Below are 17,523 nucleotides of genomic sequence, written 5' to 3'. Positions count from 1 at the left end.
GGAACGGGGTTATTCGCTTTATTTAAAGACGCAAATTCTATTATGCAACAATGAAAAAAGGCAACTACTAAATTTGATTAGTAGTTACCAATACTTTTTGAAAAATTAATTTTTGTTCATACGTACTTATTAACCACAATAGGATAGTTGATTTGAAGTCCCTACCTATGCGGCTGCTTTTCTCCTCTATGCCTCAAGTATGCTATCATAGTATTTATTAAATTTGTGAGGTGGGAATATTGAAAAACAAAGTAATTTTACTTGCTTCAGATCAGCTTGGTAAAGGAGAAAAAGAACTTGGTGAAGGTGTTTTAGAAACCTTCTTCACGATTCTTAAGCAAAAGGAGGAACTGCCTGAGGCAATTTTTTGCATGAACCGCGGCGTTTTTACATTAACGGAAAGCTCGCTTGTTTCTCTTCAATTAGGAGAACTGGAAGAAAAGGGCGTTGACGTTCTTGCCTGTAAAACATGTGTTGACTATTATGAGCTAAATGACAAGCTTGTTGCCGGGAAAATTAGCGGGATGGCCCACTTTATTGAGTTAGCTTCAAAATATGAAGTGATTACATTATCTTGATAGGTACATGGGGAGGGTTCTCCTGGTCTTATTTATTTTAACCATGACCACAAGAACCATCCTCACGGTTTCCTTTTATGAGGAAAAGTCATCGTAATCAGAGTCAGAGTAATGACCTCGTTTTTTGGGCGGTGTAAACATAACGGCTATAAAAAATAGAGGGACAATCAAGTTCAACTTGGGATTCACAAAAAATAAGACAACAATCGGAATTAGACCGGTCAGTTTGTGGAACAAATGATTTAAATAATAGTCTCTGTTAAAACTGAATGTTGATTTCACTGTGTTTGGAAAATAAGCGGAGAATTTCCGATTAAATTGGGGAATACCTATTTTTCCATAAAATAAGCGGAGTTTTTCCGCTTATTGCATCCAAATCCTTGGATTTTGTCTTATTTAAGGCAGTTAACCGGAATATCTCCGCTTATATCTGCTTCTTAAGCTTCCTCTATATACAATAGCCGGAAATTCTCCGCCTATGAATTTTCAACCCTACACGAAAATCAACAATGAATAATAACAGAGCCAAATAATAAAGAACTTGAATGGTTCTGTGACTTCTACTGCCACTATCAAAAGCAACTTTTACTTCACCCGCTAAATAATAAGACCCATCCGATTCTGAATGGTCGTTCCATATTTTTCTACGAAGGTTAGAAGAGAGTTTTTTTCGAAATCAACTTATACGTCATCAAGCCCCATTACAGGAAACCCCTTTTAAAAATATTTTAAATGCTGCAATTCAAAGAGAGACATTTTGGCAGTAAAATTAGCACGCAAAAAGCTCAGAGAATAATAACTCTGAGCTTTTTATAACGTTGTTGTACATTAGCACCCTTTAGAACAACAGGTTAACATTTGCAAACCATTAAATGGTTCCCATCAAGGTCCTTGAAATTAAACCAGTGGTTATGCTCAATATCTGTGGTTAATTCAACATTCTTATTCTTCATATGCTCATAGGCTTGTTCTATATTGTTAGTGTTCAAATGAAAAGGTGGAGTTTTGAAAATGTTGTCCTTTGAATAAATCTTACTGTCTAATACAATTCCTGTACCGTTCATAGGTAATACATACAAATGACCAAATAATATTTCACCATCTACTGGCAAGCCTAATATATCACAATACCAATTACGAGCTTCTTCAATGTTACTTACAGGAATAAAAACAGTACCAATTTGATTTAAAATAGGGTTCATAAATAACCTCCAAATTTTTGTTTTATAGGTTTAATTCGTGATGAAATAATTATTTCCTTCTTGTTGAACCCTTCTGCCCCTTTAGTTGATAAGTCTCCCTATCATTCAACATAAATATCCAGTAACCTTCTTACCATTATAGTGACTTCAACCATAACGAAGGAGCAATTTCACCCCTTACCTCGAAGAGGTAAGGGGTGAAATTGCTAAATTAAAGACCACTAGAACCGTCCCCACGGTCACATTCTCAACTGTAGTAATTTTGTTAATGGATATATAGGAAATAACCCATAAGCTCTTTGTCTTTCATTGGTCCACATTTTATTGAACTTGTTTAGGTAGAAAACTACAAAGACTTATGATAATATTAAATAAATTAAAAAGACCATGTGTAACTGGCGAAACGCGGATAACCGCGAGGGAGCACATGGTGTCGAAGCCGTTCGCCTGGGCAGAGGTAAGGGATTTATTCCCTTACCTCTTTCTGTTTATTAAGGCAAAAAACTAGGAGGAAAATCATGAGCACAATCACTTTAGAAAAAGTGAAATCAATCAAAACACTTAATAATATTGCAGAAACTGGACTAAAGGTATTCAATAAGGGCAATTTTCAGATTGACAACGGCAGCGAAAATCCAGATGCCATCCTTGTTCGCAGCTTTAATATGCACTCAGTAGAAATTGGCAATAATTTAAAGGCAATCGCAAGAGCTGGAGCAGGTGTGAATAATATTCCGGTAGAAAAATGTACAGAGCAAGGTATCGTTGTCTTTAATACTCCTGGGGCGAATGCCAATGCCGTAAAAGAAATGGTGCTAACCTCATTAATATCTTCTTCCCGCAACCTTTTTGCCGGTATTGCTTGGGTAAAAGCATTGGATGGTGAAGGTGACCATATTCCAAAGCTAGTGGAAGCTGGAAAAAAACAGTTTGTTGGAACAGAAATTAAAGGAAAAACGTTAGGTGTCATTGGTTTAGGAGCAATTGGTGCCCTTGTAGCGAATGATGCGCTTGATTTAGATATGGATGTGATCGGGTTTGACCCGTTTATCTCAGTCGATACGGCTTGGAATTTATCACGCAATGTACAGCGTGCAATAACAATTGAACAGTTGTTCTCTGAATCTGATTATATTTCTGTACACGTACCTTTTACCGAGAATACAAGAGAAATGTTTAACGCATCAACATTCAGCATAATGAAGCCGGGTGTTCATATCTTAAACTTCTCTCGTGGCGAGCTTGTGAATGAAAAAGACATGGCAGCAGCTCTCGAAAGCGGGATAGTTGGGAAGTATATTACAGATTTCCCCAATGAAAATGTTCTGAAAATGAAAAATACAGTTCCGATACCGCACCTAGGTGCCTCTTCACAAGAATCAGAGGAAAATTGTGCAATAATGGCGGCTCGTCAGGTGAAGGTATTTCTAGAAACAGGAAACATCAAAAACTCAGTGAATTTCCCAAATACTCACCTACCTTATACAGGAAAGCAGCGAGTATTGGCATTTCACCACAATGTTCCAAACATGGTCGGACAGATTACATCCGCTATATCTAGTTATCATTTAAACATTGCGGATATGGTCAACAGAAGCCGAGGGGAATATGCATATACGATGATTGACATTGATAATAAAGTGAATGATGATGTTATTCCGACATTAGAGGAAAGAATCAAACAAATTTCCGGCATGGTAACCGCTCGTATTATTTAAATATTAAAGAGGAAATAAGTTAAGTTTGCATGAAAATGGAGCCAAGTTTCAATACTGGCTCCATTTCTTGTGCCTGTATTTATGGTATGGTACGGTTCACCCCAAACCGCCGCCGTCTGTAAGCTTAGGCATAAGCAGCATTAGAAAAAGGGAAACACCTGTTAATCCTGATGTAGCAAACTTCCAGGACCTAGCTGCACCTATTAACCTATCAATCTTCGACAAAGCTCGGGGAGTGACAGCGTACTATGTCAAGTAAGAAATTTAGATTTTTGCGTATAGGAAATACACCTCAAGCATTAAATTTCAAAAAAATACCATAAGCAACTGACAGAAAACCATATAAATGAATCTCTCTTCTCGGATCTGAATAGGAATCCTACCTTGCTTCAATTCTGCATTGATGCAACCTGGTTAGTTCAAACCGGTCTATATTAACGTACAATTCGCATTTACAGGACAAGGTTAATCATGCTGTCACTCGAGGTCGTATTGCCTCCGGCACCAAAGTCGATTTTCCCTTGATCCCAGGAGAGAGATTCATTGTTTTTTCATTCGTTAAGCAGCTAGAGCAATGTTTAAATAAGTGTTCATTTTGGTATAGATTAGTTTCTTCTTAATCTCTTGAAAGATGCTGTATTCTGACTGTTTAGACTCATACGGTTTCTTATGCTTTAACATTGAAAAGGCTATTCGAATAAACTTGTTTCCTAGGGCTATGAAGGCCTTTCTGGCGTGTTTGCCACGTTCTTTTAGTTTCTCATAATAAGGACGCAAGTCTTTATTGTGTGAGGCTAGACATTTTCCTACTGTGTAAACCATAAAGCGTAAATTCTTATTTCCCTGTTTGGAAATGCGGCCATAAAACCCTTGAGTTCCTCCAGACTGGATTATGATTGGATTCGTTCCAGCTTTCTTGATCAATTGGCCAGCGTGTTCATATTGAGAGATATCCCCCAATTCACTAAAGAATTCAGCTGCCGTAGCTACCCCGATACCAGGTACAGTTAAGAGCAGACGACCATCTGTTTCTAAAAGTGCTTCTTCAATTTCCTTTTCTAGTATACTTACATTTTCATCTAACCGTTTTAAGTCCTGTACTGCCAACTTTAGTAAAAGTAATTCAGCTGAAACTTCTTCCTTTGATTTCACAATCGATTGTTCAGCTACTTTCATGAGAGTGTGGATCGTAGTTTCTTTAATTCTCAACTTTTTCTCTTTCACCAATTGAAGAAGTTTTTCTATTCCGAGTTCTAAGACGCTAGATGGGTGAGGATAATTTTCTAAGAAAAATAGAGATGGCTTTCCCCAAAACTTACTGAAAATGAGTTTTTTTTCGGGTTTATTATTTTTTATCTCTACATATCCTTGAAAGTCCCTCCAAATATGGTCCATCAGTGTTCGAATATGTACCCTTACTAGTGCTCGTTTACGAACTTCATTTCTTCTGGCACGGGTAAGAGTCATGAGACGTCTATAAATGCCTTCAGGTAGCTTGTTTTCCATTCCTTTGTTTTGAATGAGTGCATGGGCGATGGCATAAAGGTCTAAATCATCCGTTTTACTCCAATTTAACGCACTTGATCTTTCTTCATATGTAGTTGCGGCATTGATAATGGTCACTCCATAACCACGTTTTCCAAGTTCTCGCACGATGTCCTCATAATAATGACCAGTAGCTTCAACACCAATAAAAATTCTCTCAGCCTGAATCTGACCTTTTGCATTTTCTATTAATGAACACAAATGGTTTATCCCATTTTTATCTACACCAAAGAAAAATGGTTTTTCTATTACGTCCCCAAAGTAATTGCAAAGTAACGCCTTCTGAAAAAACTTAGCTGCATCTATCGCTACAACTAATACTCTTTCTAGGTTTATCCCCCTTAATTGAGAACTGAATTGACTACCTTTCTTTCCTTGTATATTATTAAGTGATTGATTATTTTTTTTAAACCCCATGTAACTTCGTCCTCCTATTTTGGAATGATGTAAGTTTGAGGTTCCCTGTCAGGTATCTTAATCTTACTTCATGAAGTGTACTGGGGTCTTTTTGTAATTTCTGGAGGAAATACCTTTCGACATTTATTATCTAATACACCAGGCACAGAATTTTAAGAGGTAAAAACGCTCAATTAAATACAATCATAACCGTCCCCAAGGTCACCTTTATACCTTCATTCGTCCAGGAAGATTCTGTATCGACTGGACGACCATATCAAGCTTTGATTCAATTCGATATAGCAGATAGAGGGTGACAATGATTGGGAATCCCACCTCACTAATTAAAGGGATAATTTGCTCCACTAGAATTCACTCCTTTCTATAGTATTACGAAGGCCGGCTTCTTTTGAAAGCCGGCCTCGTACTCGATTAAACAATTTCATATTCCGTTACATTGCGGTCAATCACTCGTGCTCCTTTAATCGAAGCAAAGTTCCCATTTGTTGATGTGAAAACTCCAGATGCGATCATTTCTTCCATCGCTGCCTTCACGACTGCTTCCTCAATCGGTTCCTTCGGATTTTCTACTGATAAACGGGCGGGTTTACCGAACTCCGTAACAAACTCTAATTCTAATGTTTTAGCCATTTCATTCACCTCCTCTTATCATTTATTTTCCGATTACGCTAGTAATTCGGAATTGTCGACTCTCTCAATGCTGCTGAGAGTATCATTGGACAAACTAATAACCGCCTGTGCTGCCTGTAGAAGTTGGTCAGCTGTTGCTAATCTTTGGATATTGCTGAAAGTCTTCGCCTTTAGAAGCGGTTTACCATCTTCACCTAAACCCACCTGGAACACTACACGTAACTTAGTCGTTGCAAGAATTGCTTGTGCCATCGTAATCACCTCCTTTCACCCCTTTATATATGGAAAAGTAGGCGAAAAGGACAGGGTCTTTGAAATTAAATTTTAAAAAGGCGATTTTAACCCCCCATTTGAGGTTACTAGAAGAAAGGAGCAGAGGTATTCGCATTTATTAATAAACGCAAATTCTATTAATTTTCATTTATAAGAACACTAGAATTCGAAAAAAAACTGGAAATCCCCTGGATGATGCCTGACACCTCCATTTCTTGGTGCCTCAATTTATTCACCGTGCCTCATTTTTAACATGTTTTTAGAAGGATTTCTGACAACGCCTCTTGAATATAAGACGTAAATTACTTTTTTAAATCTATATGAAAAAACAATCTTGAGAGGAGCAAGAAATTGACTAACATTGATCAACGTTTACAAGATTTAGGGATCGAATTACCGGAAGCAACTGCACCTCTTTACCATTACGTACCAGTAATGATTCATCAAGGTGTAGCTTACATTAGTGGACAAGTACCTAGGAAAAATGGAGAGGTTCCTTTTCAAGGTAAAGTAGGTAGAGAGGTTACGATTGAACAGGCTCAGGAACTAGCAGAGATGTGTGTGCTAAAAGGGCTTAGCAGTTTAAAATCTGCAATTGGCAGCCTTGACAAGGTTGAACAAGTATTAAAAGTAACAGGCTATGTTCAGACTGCACCGGGTTTTTTTGAACCATCAAAAGTTCTTGATGCTGCTTCTGAATTATTAGATAAGATTTTTGGCGTTAAAGGACATCATGCTCGCACAGCTGTTGGAGTAGCGGAACTCCCTAGTAATACTCCGATTGAGATTGATTTTATCATTGCAGTAAAACAAGAGGATATAACCAGATGATTTCTTAGCCAGAAGCATGGGGGCAATGGGGACGGTTCGAGATCACTGAAAAAGTCCATTTTTGAAAAACAAGAAGGCAATTACCTACTATATGTAGATAACTGCCTTCTTTTCTTTATTCTATTTTGATGAAACTTCATGTTCATTGTTCAAATTTGTAAATAAAGGACATCTATGGTTATCACCTCCTTCCTCAATTACGGAAAGAAGAACGACAACCAAACCCCAACAATATTCAATTCCAACTATATTCTATCACTGTCTAGCTACCTAACAACCTACCAATCTTCGACAAATATCGAGGAGTGACAGTCACCGGAATTAAATAACATTGATCAACGTTTACAAGATTTAGGTATCGAATTACCGGAAGCAACTGCACCTCTTTACCACTATGTACCAGTAATGATTCATCAAGGTGTAGCTTACATTAGTGGACAAGTACCTAGATTGAACTACCCCTCCTTAACACCCTTACTGGTTGTTTGAAGGAGGGGATTCCTAAGAACACCAGTGTATCCACCAGTTATTGATTAGGCGATCCCCGCAGTACCTGCGGTTAGAAGTCTTAATGCTTCATTTTTAAGATTGATTCCTGCGTTAATATCTCGATTATGGTAGGTATGACACTTAGGGCATTCCCATTCACGTAATCCGAGATTTTTAACGTCTTTGTTTTTGTAGCCACAACATGAACAAAGTTGGCTGCTAGCGAAGTTTTTTGAAACGGTTACTACTTGTCTACCATACCATTTCGCTTTGTATACCATCATGCTTTTGAATTGTGACCAAGATACTTCGCTGATTGCTTTAGCAAGATGGTGGTTCTTTAACATGTTCGATACCGACAAGTCTTCCATTCCAATAATGTCGTGGTTTTTGACAATCTCGGTTGAAATCTTGTCCAGATAATCTTTTCTTGTATACGCAATCTTTTCATGAATACGAGCTACTTTTCTTTTGGCTTTATACCAGTTCGCACCACCAATTGTTCGTCTACTCATAACTTGTTGAGCATGGGCTAATTTTTCTTCTAAGGAACGAAAAAACTTCGGATTAGAGTATATCTTACCATTCGAAAGAATAGCGAAATCTTTCAGTCCTACATCAATACCAATTGCTGAATTGGTTTTGGGCAATTCTTTTACTTCTGATTCAACAGCTAAAGATACATAATATTTACCAGTGGGATTTCTTCTGATAGTGGCACTTATAATACGGCCTTGGACTTCACGACTTTTTGCAAAACGGACATTCCCTAGTTTGGGAAGTTTGATGTAGTTGTCATTGACAGCTATATTTCCGTTTGTTGTATAAGATTGCACTCGATTCTTTTTTGTCTTAAATCTAGGCTGTTTATTTTGCTTTTTGTAGTAGCGATCATAGGAATCAGCTAAAATTTCAACTGATTTTTGTAAAGCGATACTATCGACTTCTTTCAAAAATGAGTAATGTTTCTTTAGTTCAGGAAGAGATTTCACTGTTTCATATTTGTTTAAAAATTTGCCTTTCCATTTATTCGCTGGGAGCTGTCCGGTTTGCCTCATTTCTTCGACAATATACCAGTAAGCATCTTTTTCTTTTTGTTTGTTAAGAAAGAAATTGAATACAAATCTTGAGCAGCCAATGGTTTTGTTAATCTGTTCCATTTGTTTTTTGTTTGGGTAGATGCGGAATTTGAAAGCCTTCTTTACTAGCATATATTTCACCTCACTTAACAAGAACATCTGTTCTCATTATAACATAGGGAGGAAGGTTTTGGCTATCGCCAACCGTCATTCATCCCCTCCCTACTCATTGGGCCTCGCTCTTCACATTCCTTGAGGAAGGGGCATTCTGTCGGATAGATGATAAATGGAGAGGTTCCTTTTCAAGGTAAAGTAGGTAGAGAGGTTACGATTGAACAGGCTCAGGAACTAGCAGAGATGTGTGTCCTAAAAGGGCTTAGCAGTTTAAAAGCTGCAATTGGCAGCCTGGACAAGGTTGAACAAGTATTAAAAGTAACAGGCTATGTTCAGACTGCACCAGGTTTTTTTGAACCATCAAAAGTTCTTGATGCTGCCTCTGCATTATTAGATAAGATTTTTGGCGATAAAGGACATCATGCTCGCTCAGCTGTTGGAGTAGCGGAACTCCTTAGTAATACTCCGATTGAGATTGATTTTATCATTGCAGTAAAACAAGAGGATATAATCAGATGATTTCTTAACCAGAAGCATGGGGACAGCGTGGACGGTTCGAGATCACTGAAAAAGTCCATTTTTGAAAAACAAGAAGGCAATTACCTACTATATGTAGATAACTGCCTTCTTGTACTTATTCTATATAGATGAATATTCATGTTCATTGACCAAATTAACGACCTTTTCAGTAGTCTCGGACGGTTCTCCTGGCGTAATATATAAACGATGACCACAAGAACCGTCCCCATGTACCCTTAAATCGTATGTGGTTTGCATACGATTATCTACATATTTATGATTTACTAAATAGTTTCTTTATCTTATTAAAAATATTCCTTTCCCCATTATCTAAATCAATAAAACTAAAGAATATATCTCTTTTAACCACAAGGACTGGTTCGTCTTCAATAATACACTCAATCGGTAGGTAGTTAATTTTAGTTTGACGCTCTTTTATATTCCCACTAAAGTTCTCAATTTTTATACTTATAGTATTGTCGGATCGGATTTCAAACGCATCTTTATAGCTTCTAAACAGTTCTTTCCAGATTAGCTTTCCGCGGTCATCATAGTCATTAAAAGGTTCATTAGGGAAATAATTAGGTACTTCTAAACCACAAATTTTATAGTAGTTTCTGAAAATTTCACGTGCAACCGTTAAGTTGTCTTTGGGATCATAGAATTTCTTATCATTTATTATTCTGTTACTTAATCTATATGTAAAGTCGCCAAATAATTTATTATCAACTTGTTGTAGGATATTATGCAGGTAGGCGGAAGACTCTGTTTTCTTGTGTTTATCAAATGTATTTTCAATCTGAAGGTAATAGATTCTTGAGGTTGCTTGTGCTGGTATATTAAAACCAGATGCATTAGTTGTACCTATTAGAACTGGGTGCTTACCCGCTAGTTGGTTACTTACAAACTTAATTATCCTTTCACCACGCTTCCCCGTAAAAAAGGATAAGTTAATTTCATCAATTAATATTGGGTGAAGATTTTCACTCTCAAAAAAATCTTCTAGTGTATTGGCACTTTTTAAGCTTTCATAAGAAATAAAATTTGGACCATTTCCTCCTAACAGCCTTCCTAAAAACTCTAAAGCTGTTGTTTTTCCAGACATACTTCTACCAGCAATAATTAAGAAAGGAGATATATCCCTACGTGAACCTTCCCTACCTTCATGTAATGCATAATGTTCTCGTGCTTTCCATAAATATGCAGACATAAAGCCATATAAAAAGACCTCATATATTCTTGCTTGATTCCTCGGGTCTTCTTTCAAGGTAAATGTTTTATAGGCATCAATAAAACTATGCAATAACAATAATCTGTCTTTTATATCTTCTTTTTCTAACTCTTTAGAAACCAAAATAAGTTCATTCTGTTGAACTTCATTTTCCTTTTGAAAGGATGTATATAGTAGGTTATTGCTAGGGTTACAAATTAACATTTTACGTAAATCCAGATCTTGGCTATTTTTATTTGTTCTACTTATTACCGTTTTAATTGCAGGAATCTTCTTTTCAAACTGTCCTTTTGAGACTGGTACTCTAACACCATTCTTATTATCTCTTTTTGTAACAAGCTCAATAATTTGCTTAACTTTCTCATTTTCTTCTCTAATACTATTTTTTATTTCAGGAACTAGTGAAATCTCTTCCATTTGTTCTTCTGTAATGTGAAATTTAATTTTCGTACCCAATGTTTCGTCCCTAATTATTTCTGCAATAGTTTCTGGATCATTCACCAATACCTGTTCGATAGTACCTCTCTTTATTCTTTCAGGTATAAAATCATCGGTAAAAGTTTTTAACTCCTTGAATCTTTCCATGTACATGTTATATAGTTCCTGATTGTTATCAAATATTAGGATATCTTCAAATTGCGGCCTAGATTCAAAAGCATTTGCAGTAAAGTTTGCGGAACCAATGATGCATCTTGTTCCTTTCTCCCCTTTTAGTAAATATATTTTTGAGTGTATCGCAACATTATTTGCTGCATATCGGATAGAACAGCGCTCCTTAAGAAATTTACTTCTAATATCTTGGTCAAGCTCATTCCAGAAATTTAGTCTCACCTCATAATTAAATTTTGTTAAAAGACCTTCAGTAAATCCTCCAGCTACTCTACTGTCATCAATCCCCATAACCAAATCCACTTTAATAAAATCCTTAGTCTTATTAAAAAAATAAGTTGGTGATGCGACATATGTGACTGCACAAAGTTCCTGGTAATTGTCTGTGTCGAAAATTTCCTTTGTTGTCATTTGTATAGGTTTCATATCTTTCAAGATATGAAGATATGAGACATTTTTCTTAGGTAACTCTTCCTCTTCAAAAAGCGAAGTCTGATAGTCTAACAATTGGTCTACCTCCCAACTATTTGATAGATTCGATCTTCTTTACCATTAACTTCAATCAAAGAGACTTTATCATCATAGACTAATTGTTCAAGGTATTGGCAGACTCCAGGATAGATTCTTGGTTTCCCCGTTAGGTATCTTTCTTTCTCTGCTCCATTATGCTTTATGAGTAGTTCACATATTACTCTGACGCTTGTTACTCCCTCATCCAAGTAACCATTTATTGCTTGAAAAAAGCGGGAATCACCTGTCTTTCTTATATGAATTTGTTTAGGAACTTCCTTGATCGTTTCTCCGAATAAATCCAGGGATTCTTGGTTCTCATATTTCTCTACAGTCACATCAGAAACATTCATTTTTGTAGCCTTAAAGTTAGTAACATAATTACTTTCGTCTTTTTCTTGATAGAGACGTATATCTCTTATTAGTCTGTTGAGTTGTCTCTCTAGTAAAGGGACATTAGCATCTAAGTGCTGCTGTATATCCTTTGCTAACTTTAAATCACTAGGAATATTGGGGACATGGTCTAGAATTGACCATCCATCGGCAATCTTATTTAATAATTCATCACGTTCATAATCAATCTGTGTAAATCCCTTCTTAATCGCAACAATTAATGATACAGATAGACCAGTATGTTCTTCAAAATGAGTAATTCCAAAACGACGAATCTGATTGGTAGATCTATGTCTTACAATATATTGATATCTAAGTGGTATCCCACATTCACAAGGGGTTTCTGGATTTCTGACCACTAGAACCGTCCCCACGGTCAAATTAAAGACCACCAGAACCGTCCCCACGATCACAAAATTATCTCTTATACCTTTCAAAACACTAATCATATTTGGGACATGTTGTTCCAATTTGATTCAAATTTTCACTCTTTAAGTCTATTTTTCTATGTTAAATTCGATTTTCTGTGATTCGATGGTTCTCTTTGAATGGTTTATGGTAAGGCTACCTAGGAATATATCGGAAGCGCGCTGCCTGAAGGACTTTACCAGTGGAGAGCTTTGACGAATTAGTAGTACAGTATCAGCCGATGATTCATAAGATTATGCATTCCCTGCACATCTATAAAAATCAACAAGAATTCTATCAGACAGGATTAATTGCACTTTGGGAGGCTGCACAATCCTTCGACGAACGAAAAGGCAACTTTTCGAATTACGCTTACACCTCAATTAAAGGAAAAATGTTATCTGAAATGACACGGACCAACCTTTACATGGAAAGAAACATTGTTCCACAGAAGGAGGAATTCTGGGATAGGATTGAAGGTCAGGAATCACCACTTTTTCTTGAGAAAGAGACCATCCAATCCTATTGCGATGGCCTAACGGAAAGAGAAGCAACATGGGTAATTGAATCTTATATAAATGAACGATCCACTAAAGAAATAGCAGAAAGACAGAGGGTGACTTTATCTGCCGTTAAGCAATGGAAATTAGGGGCACTAAGAAAATTGAAGGAAAAGGTTGTAAAGAATCATTAACAACATCATTACGATCTGGGCAGTGTGTTTATGAACAAAACTGCCCCGGTCTACTAGATTTCTTCAACAACCCTCACAGAATTGGACAATAATCAAAAAGTATCCACTAATGGTACAAGGAAGTAGGGGTCTGACTCCAATATCAGTAGTGAATGGCACCAAAATACATAAATCGCGAGCAAAAATCACTTTTGAAGGCATTTTTTTACATTTTGCTCTAGAAATGCACTCAAGAATAGAAAAGCGCAGTTCGATTTATTTAGCCAATCTCGTTATGGTTGAAGTACCGATCGTGAGCCACCACAAAACATAAAGCCATCACGAAGGAAAACGTAAACTAGGCTATGTCATGAAAGGGTGTTAGTAATCGTGAGTATAAAATCAAGTAACACTAGGGAATTTAAGCAGTTCTCGCAATTCAGTTCCCTTCAGGAATTTAATCATCATATGGAAATGTGGTTAGTAGAACACAAGCATGATTTTACTAAGGGGGAACTGGTCGGATTAAAAAGGCTCGTGCGGTTTGCAGCCAAAATCCCCGGCGTTTGCAATGCCAAAATTGGGACACTCTTAAAATCAATTCACGACCATTACCAAGATAATGGCATATCAAGATCTACCTTTAAACGAATGATTTTGAAAGCAAAAGCATTTGGGATTATCACAGTCTTTGAAACAGAAAGGAAGAACGGCTCGCAGTCTAGTAATTTATATCAATTTAATCGTTTTCCATCGAATGAACTACCCAAAGAGGAAAAAATGAACCACCAAAATAAAACTAGTAATCTTATTAAAATAAATAATCAAAAGATAAATAAACGTTGCGAAGAACCGTCAACATTAGATTATTCCTATGTAAACAGCCGGGTTCCACAACCCTTTATCGAGCTGGTAAAGTGCTTTTTTTCCGATGCAAAAACCATTGAAGAATTTTGGAAGATGGTACAAATTGCTACTTTTCGCTTTGATTGTACAAATGACACAGAGGGTACACTAGACATATCGATCCAAGCCTTCCGACAACTGATTCGAAAGATTAAAATGACCAATCTTGTAAAAAATCCGATTGCTTACTTTTATGGAATCTTAACCAACAAATTCATGAAAATATATCTAGAAAAAATAGCTGCATTGGGGATTAAAACACATATATCCCTTGCTTTTATCGATGGTATAGACCCCGACTGGGACTGGCTCCAGCCAAATGAATAAAGGTTTATTGCATTTTAGAACACGAAAGGGACGGAAACAAAAAAACTGTCGCATTTCCGTCAAATTTACTCGAATTATAGCGAATCCTGTTCACTATAGTCTGCGGTAAAAATTTCCTATTTACTGTTTAATAGAATTGTAGGGTAATCGCTTACATAGCCTCTCAAAATAGCAGGAAGGAAACCTTTTTCAAACTTATTATCCAAAGGAGTGGAGAACTGTTAATAATAAAAATTTCTATATTAATAAGAAAGTAATACTTATGATGGGTGAATATGACCAACATGGAAATCTATGTTCCAGGATTATGGTAGAAAAAACAACTTTACTAGTAGATAGAGCGCCACTAAATGTACTAGACGATACATTAAAATACATAGGCTTTGATTTACGGGGAGCAATGACAGGGGCAAAATTCATTCTTAATAAGACAGTGAAATGTCCTATCATTGTGAATCCGTATCAAAGCGTGTGCCTTTTTCCTAGCGTATCACCACAAAAACATGACTGCATTTGGTTTAATCCCGAACATATTATCAACACCAAAGCAATTGGCAACAAGACGGCGGTAGCATTAAGCAATGGCCATTTCATGATTGTCGATGCAAAATTAACTGCCTTTAACAATAAACTTCAGACAGCCAATCAATTAAAACGCCTTACAACGGAAAGAGGAATCCAAGCTAGTCCCCTCCTTTTTTATCTGGAACCGCCCAATAAACATCAGCTTCTTAGAGAGAAATCAGGCAAGTATAATTTTGATATCTTAAAAGAAGAAAACAAAAAATGAAAAACCTATAGTTGATATCTACTATTCAAAGGAGGAGTTCCTTGGTGATTTATAATTCACACCTAGATTTTGGAAAGGCATTAAAAAGACTGCGAAAGGAACGGGATTTATCCCAAGAAAAACTTGCGGACCTGAGCGGGCTAGACCGTTCCTATATTAGTATTCTTGAAAGAAATCTTAAACTGCCTAGTCTTTATACTATATTAGCCCTTGCTACCGGGCTTGATATAAAACCTTCAGAAGTGATGATGGAAATGGAAAAAAGTCCAGTATTCGATTTAGATAAAAGTGGCCCAGCAAGCGATTTCTGTGATCCAGATTGCTACAAAGAACCCCATTTTTATTAAACGAGGCGGTTTGTGGGCTATAGCCCGTAGAGTAAAAACATTCCTAGTTATCTAATGGTTTTAAAAAGGAGAATTTCCTTGAAAGAAAAAACCATTTACATAGGAAAAGTGATTCGCACCTTACGCAAAGCAAAAGGATTGACTCAAGAAAAACTGGCTAATAACATCAACTTAGATCGTAGCTATATAAGTGAGATTGAAAGGAACATAAAGGCTCCATCACTCTATACCATCTTTAAACTTGCTTTGGGCTTAGGCATGCTACCAGAGGATCTTATAAAAAAAGTAAGACAAAGTGTTGACTTCGATAGTTTATTTGAACAGGAATTCACTAGACCAAAAGTGGAAAAGTGAACGTACGATTATCATTACAACTTTGGAAAAGTAAATGAGATTTAGAGGAGATCCGAACACATACACATAAAGATAAATGTGTGGAGTTTTCCATTAAAAAATAACCTAGGGGTAGAAGGATTTTACTCAGGTATTTGAATTATGTGTGTATTATTTGAACTTAGTAGGATTTTCTCACTACTGTCATGTATTGTTAACAAGAGGTGACCTATGAGACACAGTATAGAAAAAATTGTACCCCATTGTATATTCTGCAAAAAGGATTTGAAAGCTGGCCAGTTTGTATATATGGATGGCATTAACGGTATTGTTCATGCCAATTGTTCCAATTGGAAAAGAGACTTCATCAAAGATAAAGGGCTATTTGAGGTAATTGTAAAAAAGTATCCCCATTATTTTAGAGGATTTAAAGTCTAGCAAAGCAGTAAAAACTCCCTCTGAATTGGGATTGAGTAAATAGTAGATAGACTTTTTTCCAACTGAAATAGCCGTCATTTGCGGGAAGGACACAAATGGCGGTTGAATGAGATAATACTTTAATAAGGGTATAGAAGGGGCTTCTAACACCGTAAGGTGGAGAAGCCCCTTCCTTTGTATCTATTTACTAAACGAATAAAATATCACCATTTTCACTAGATTGTCTTTTCGACACTTTCCAACGCCACTTAGAAGGTACAAACCCTGCATTGCCAACAGATACAGCGATTCTAATCAATCGATTAAATAATCCCAATGCCACTAATCAAACGTTTGATTAGATAGACAGTGAGTCCCTTTATACGAGAACTTTCTATTGTTTTTAAATGAATAATTTGCCGAAGAAAAGTTGAGAGTACGTAAAACTTCCTTAAAAATAGACAATAGAAACTAGTAATTGTCATAACCCGATTCACGCATACTATATGAAATGCTAATCAAACGTTTGATTGAAAGTGCTATGAACCCTTATATAAAAACGAACCTGGGCAGTTTTCTAGTGATTTTTTTGTCGTGAATATAGCCTTATGTTCTTAATCATTCTTTTCTTCCTTCAACCAAAGCAATGTGTGAACTCTAAGAATATATAGTTAAAACTTGAATGAGGAAGCCACCAGAACCTCTCCACAATCTTCAGAGACCAACCATTTTTTTCTAACGGTACTTTAGATGAAATACACCGCTTTTTGAGGAGGTTCAGCAAGGCCATTAAAATAAACTCTTTAATCTTATTTGTGGAAAACTGTTCATTCTAGTTTAACGTTTAGACCACAGGCACGGACAATATCTAGATTCCTTCAATCCCTTTCGGGATTATCTTGCTACGACACTGCTGACTACATTTTATGGTGACTACCACTATTTTTATCCCTTACCTCGAAGAGGTAAGGGATAAAAATGCTCAATTAAAACCCATCAGAACCGTCTCCACGGTCACCCAAATTCACCTTTATACCTTCATTCGCTCTGGAAGGTTCTGTATCGACTGGACCACCATATCAAGCTTTGATTCAATCCGATAAAGCAGATAGAGGGTGACAATGATTGGGAATCCAACCTCACTAATTAAAGGGATTACTTGCTCCACTAGAATTCACTCCTTT

General features: G+C 36.6%; 20 protein-coding genes and 1 riboswitch. Of the genes, 9 read left to right on the top strand and 11 right to left on the bottom strand.

The annotated features are described in order from the left end of the window. Positions 1 to 239 precede the first annotated feature (239 nt). On the top strand, positions 240 to 578 hold the full coding sequence (locus M3189_RS18270; protein WP_251636237.1) for a DsrE family protein: 339 nt from the start codon (positions 240 to 242) through the stop codon (positions 576 to 578). Positions 579 to 1,429: 851 nt separating this feature from the next. On the opposite strand, the gene M3189_RS18265 is transcribed toward M3189_RS18270, so the two are convergent. Beyond that, positions 1,430 to 1,780, bottom strand: a complete 351-nt coding sequence (locus M3189_RS18265) for a VOC family protein (RefSeq protein WP_251636235.1) — start codon at positions 1,778 to 1,780, stop codon at positions 1,430 to 1,432. Positions 1,781 to 2,161: 381 nt separating this feature from the next. Beyond that, positions 2,162 to 2,240, top strand: a riboswitch (ZMP/ZTP riboswitch). Positions 2,241 to 2,298: 58 nt separating this feature from the next. On the opposite strand from M3189_RS18265, the gene M3189_RS18260 reads away from it, so the two are divergent. Beyond that, complete coding sequence (locus M3189_RS18260; protein WP_251636233.1) at positions 2,299 to 3,498, top strand: phosphoglycerate dehydrogenase; 1,200 nt, start codon at positions 2,299 to 2,301, stop codon at positions 3,496 to 3,498. Between the two features lie 96 nt (positions 3,499 to 3,594). Here the strand turns inward: M3189_RS18260 and M3189_RS27000 are convergent, their stop codons facing one another. From M3189_RS27000 to M3189_RS18240, 5 genes are all read right to left on the bottom strand, one after another. After that, positions 3,595 to 3,723 (bottom strand): hypothetical protein, encoded by a 129-nt coding sequence (locus tag M3189_RS27000; RefSeq protein ID WP_285889727.1) that lies wholly within the window; start codon positions 3,721 to 3,723, stop codon positions 3,595 to 3,597. A gap of 333 nt (positions 3,724 to 4,056) precedes the next feature. Further along, positions 4,057 to 5,460 (bottom strand): IS110 family transposase, encoded by a 1,404-nt coding sequence (locus M3189_RS18255; protein WP_251636231.1) that lies wholly within the window; start codon positions 5,458 to 5,460, stop codon positions 4,057 to 4,059. Between the two features lie 207 nt (positions 5,461 to 5,667). Then, positions 5,668 to 5,805 (bottom strand): YvrJ family protein, encoded by a 138-nt coding sequence (locus M3189_RS18250; RefSeq protein WP_251636230.1) that lies wholly within the window; start codon positions 5,803 to 5,805, stop codon positions 5,668 to 5,670. A gap of 66 nt (positions 5,806 to 5,871) precedes the next feature. Then, positions 5,872 to 6,090: a DUF2922 domain-containing protein gene (locus M3189_RS18245; RefSeq protein ID WP_251636229.1), complete on the bottom strand. Its 219-nt coding sequence runs from the start codon at positions 6,088 to 6,090 to the stop codon at positions 5,872 to 5,874. Positions 6,091 to 6,123: 33 nt separating this feature from the next. Further along, entirely contained in the window at positions 6,124 to 6,342 is a 219-nt protein-coding gene (locus M3189_RS18240) for a DUF1659 domain-containing protein (protein WP_251636228.1), read from the bottom strand. A 372-nt stretch (positions 6,343 to 6,714) separates the two neighbouring features. On the opposite strand from M3189_RS18240, the gene M3189_RS18235 reads away from it, so the two are divergent. Beyond that, positions 6,715 to 7,194, top strand: coding sequence for a RidA family protein (locus M3189_RS18235; RefSeq protein ID WP_251636227.1), 480 nt, complete (start codon positions 6,715 to 6,717; stop codon positions 7,192 to 7,194). A gap of 533 nt (positions 7,195 to 7,727) precedes the next feature. Here M3189_RS18235 and tnpB read toward each other — a convergent pair. Then, on the bottom strand, positions 7,728 to 8,894 hold the full coding sequence (gene tnpB, locus M3189_RS18230; RefSeq protein ID WP_251636226.1) for an IS200/IS605 family element RNA-guided endonuclease TnpB: 1,167 nt from the start codon (positions 8,892 to 8,894) through the stop codon (positions 7,728 to 7,730). Positions 8,895 to 9,041: 147 nt separating this feature from the next. On the opposite strand from tnpB, the gene M3189_RS18225 reads away from it, so the two are divergent. Further along, positions 9,042 to 9,395 (top strand): RidA family protein, encoded by a 354-nt coding sequence (locus tag M3189_RS18225; protein WP_251636221.1) that lies wholly within the window; start codon positions 9,042 to 9,044, stop codon positions 9,393 to 9,395. A 274-nt stretch (positions 9,396 to 9,669) separates the two neighbouring features. On the opposite strand, the gene M3189_RS18220 is transcribed toward M3189_RS18225, so the two are convergent. Both M3189_RS18220 and M3189_RS18215 read right to left on the bottom strand, forming a co-directional pair. Then, positions 9,670 to 11,742, bottom strand: a complete 2,073-nt coding sequence (locus M3189_RS18220) for a phospholipase D family protein (RefSeq protein ID WP_251636219.1) — start codon at positions 11,740 to 11,742, stop codon at positions 9,670 to 9,672. Between the two features lie 5 nt (positions 11,743 to 11,747). Continuing rightward, positions 11,748 to 12,575, bottom strand: a complete 828-nt coding sequence (locus M3189_RS18215) for a DUF3895 domain-containing protein (RefSeq protein ID WP_251636210.1) — start codon at positions 12,573 to 12,575, stop codon at positions 11,748 to 11,750. A gap of 173 nt (positions 12,576 to 12,748) precedes the next feature. On the opposite strand from M3189_RS18215, the gene M3189_RS18210 reads away from it, so the two are divergent. From M3189_RS18210 to M3189_RS18190, 5 genes are all read left to right on the top strand, one after another. Then, positions 12,749 to 13,240, top strand: a complete 492-nt coding sequence (locus M3189_RS18210) for a sigma-70 family RNA polymerase sigma factor (RefSeq protein WP_251636208.1) — start codon at positions 12,749 to 12,751, stop codon at positions 13,238 to 13,240. A gap of 369 nt (positions 13,241 to 13,609) precedes the next feature. Next, entirely contained in the window at positions 13,610 to 14,452 is an 843-nt protein-coding gene (locus tag M3189_RS18205) for a hypothetical protein (protein WP_251636206.1), read from the top strand. 241 nt (positions 14,453 to 14,693) lie between these two features. Further along, positions 14,694 to 15,242 carry a competence protein ComK gene (locus tag M3189_RS18200; RefSeq protein ID WP_353057444.1) on the top strand — a complete coding sequence of 183 codons (549 nt, stop codon included), beginning with the start codon at positions 14,694 to 14,696 and terminating at the stop codon, positions 15,240 to 15,242. A gap of 44 nt (positions 15,243 to 15,286) precedes the next feature. Continuing rightward, on the top strand, positions 15,287 to 15,589 hold the full coding sequence (locus M3189_RS18195; protein WP_251636204.1) for a helix-turn-helix domain-containing protein: 303 nt from the start codon (positions 15,287 to 15,289) through the stop codon (positions 15,587 to 15,589). Positions 15,590 to 15,667: 78 nt separating this feature from the next. Continuing rightward, positions 15,668 to 15,943, top strand: a complete 276-nt coding sequence (locus tag M3189_RS18190) for a helix-turn-helix domain-containing protein (protein ID WP_251636202.1) — start codon at positions 15,668 to 15,670, stop codon at positions 15,941 to 15,943. A 604-nt stretch (positions 15,944 to 16,547) separates the two neighbouring features. Here M3189_RS18190 and M3189_RS26995 read toward each other — a convergent pair. Both M3189_RS26995 and M3189_RS18185 read right to left on the bottom strand, forming a co-directional pair. After that, positions 16,548 to 16,682, bottom strand: coding sequence for a hypothetical protein (locus M3189_RS26995; RefSeq protein ID WP_285889725.1), 135 nt, complete (start codon positions 16,680 to 16,682; stop codon positions 16,548 to 16,550). Between the two features lie 687 nt (positions 16,683 to 17,369). Next, positions 17,370 to 17,507, bottom strand: coding sequence for a YvrJ family protein (locus M3189_RS18185; protein ID WP_251636194.1), 138 nt, complete (start codon positions 17,505 to 17,507; stop codon positions 17,370 to 17,372). Positions 17,508 to 17,523: the final 16 nt, after the last annotated feature.

The organism is Neobacillus niacini (genome assembly GCF_023715415.1).
Taxonomy (GTDB): Bacteria; Bacillota; Bacilli; order Bacillales; family Cytobacillaceae; genus Neobacillus; species Neobacillus niacini_C.
The sequence above is the reverse complement of the archived record's forward strand: the minus strand, read 5'-3'. Positions and strand labels throughout refer to the sequence as shown.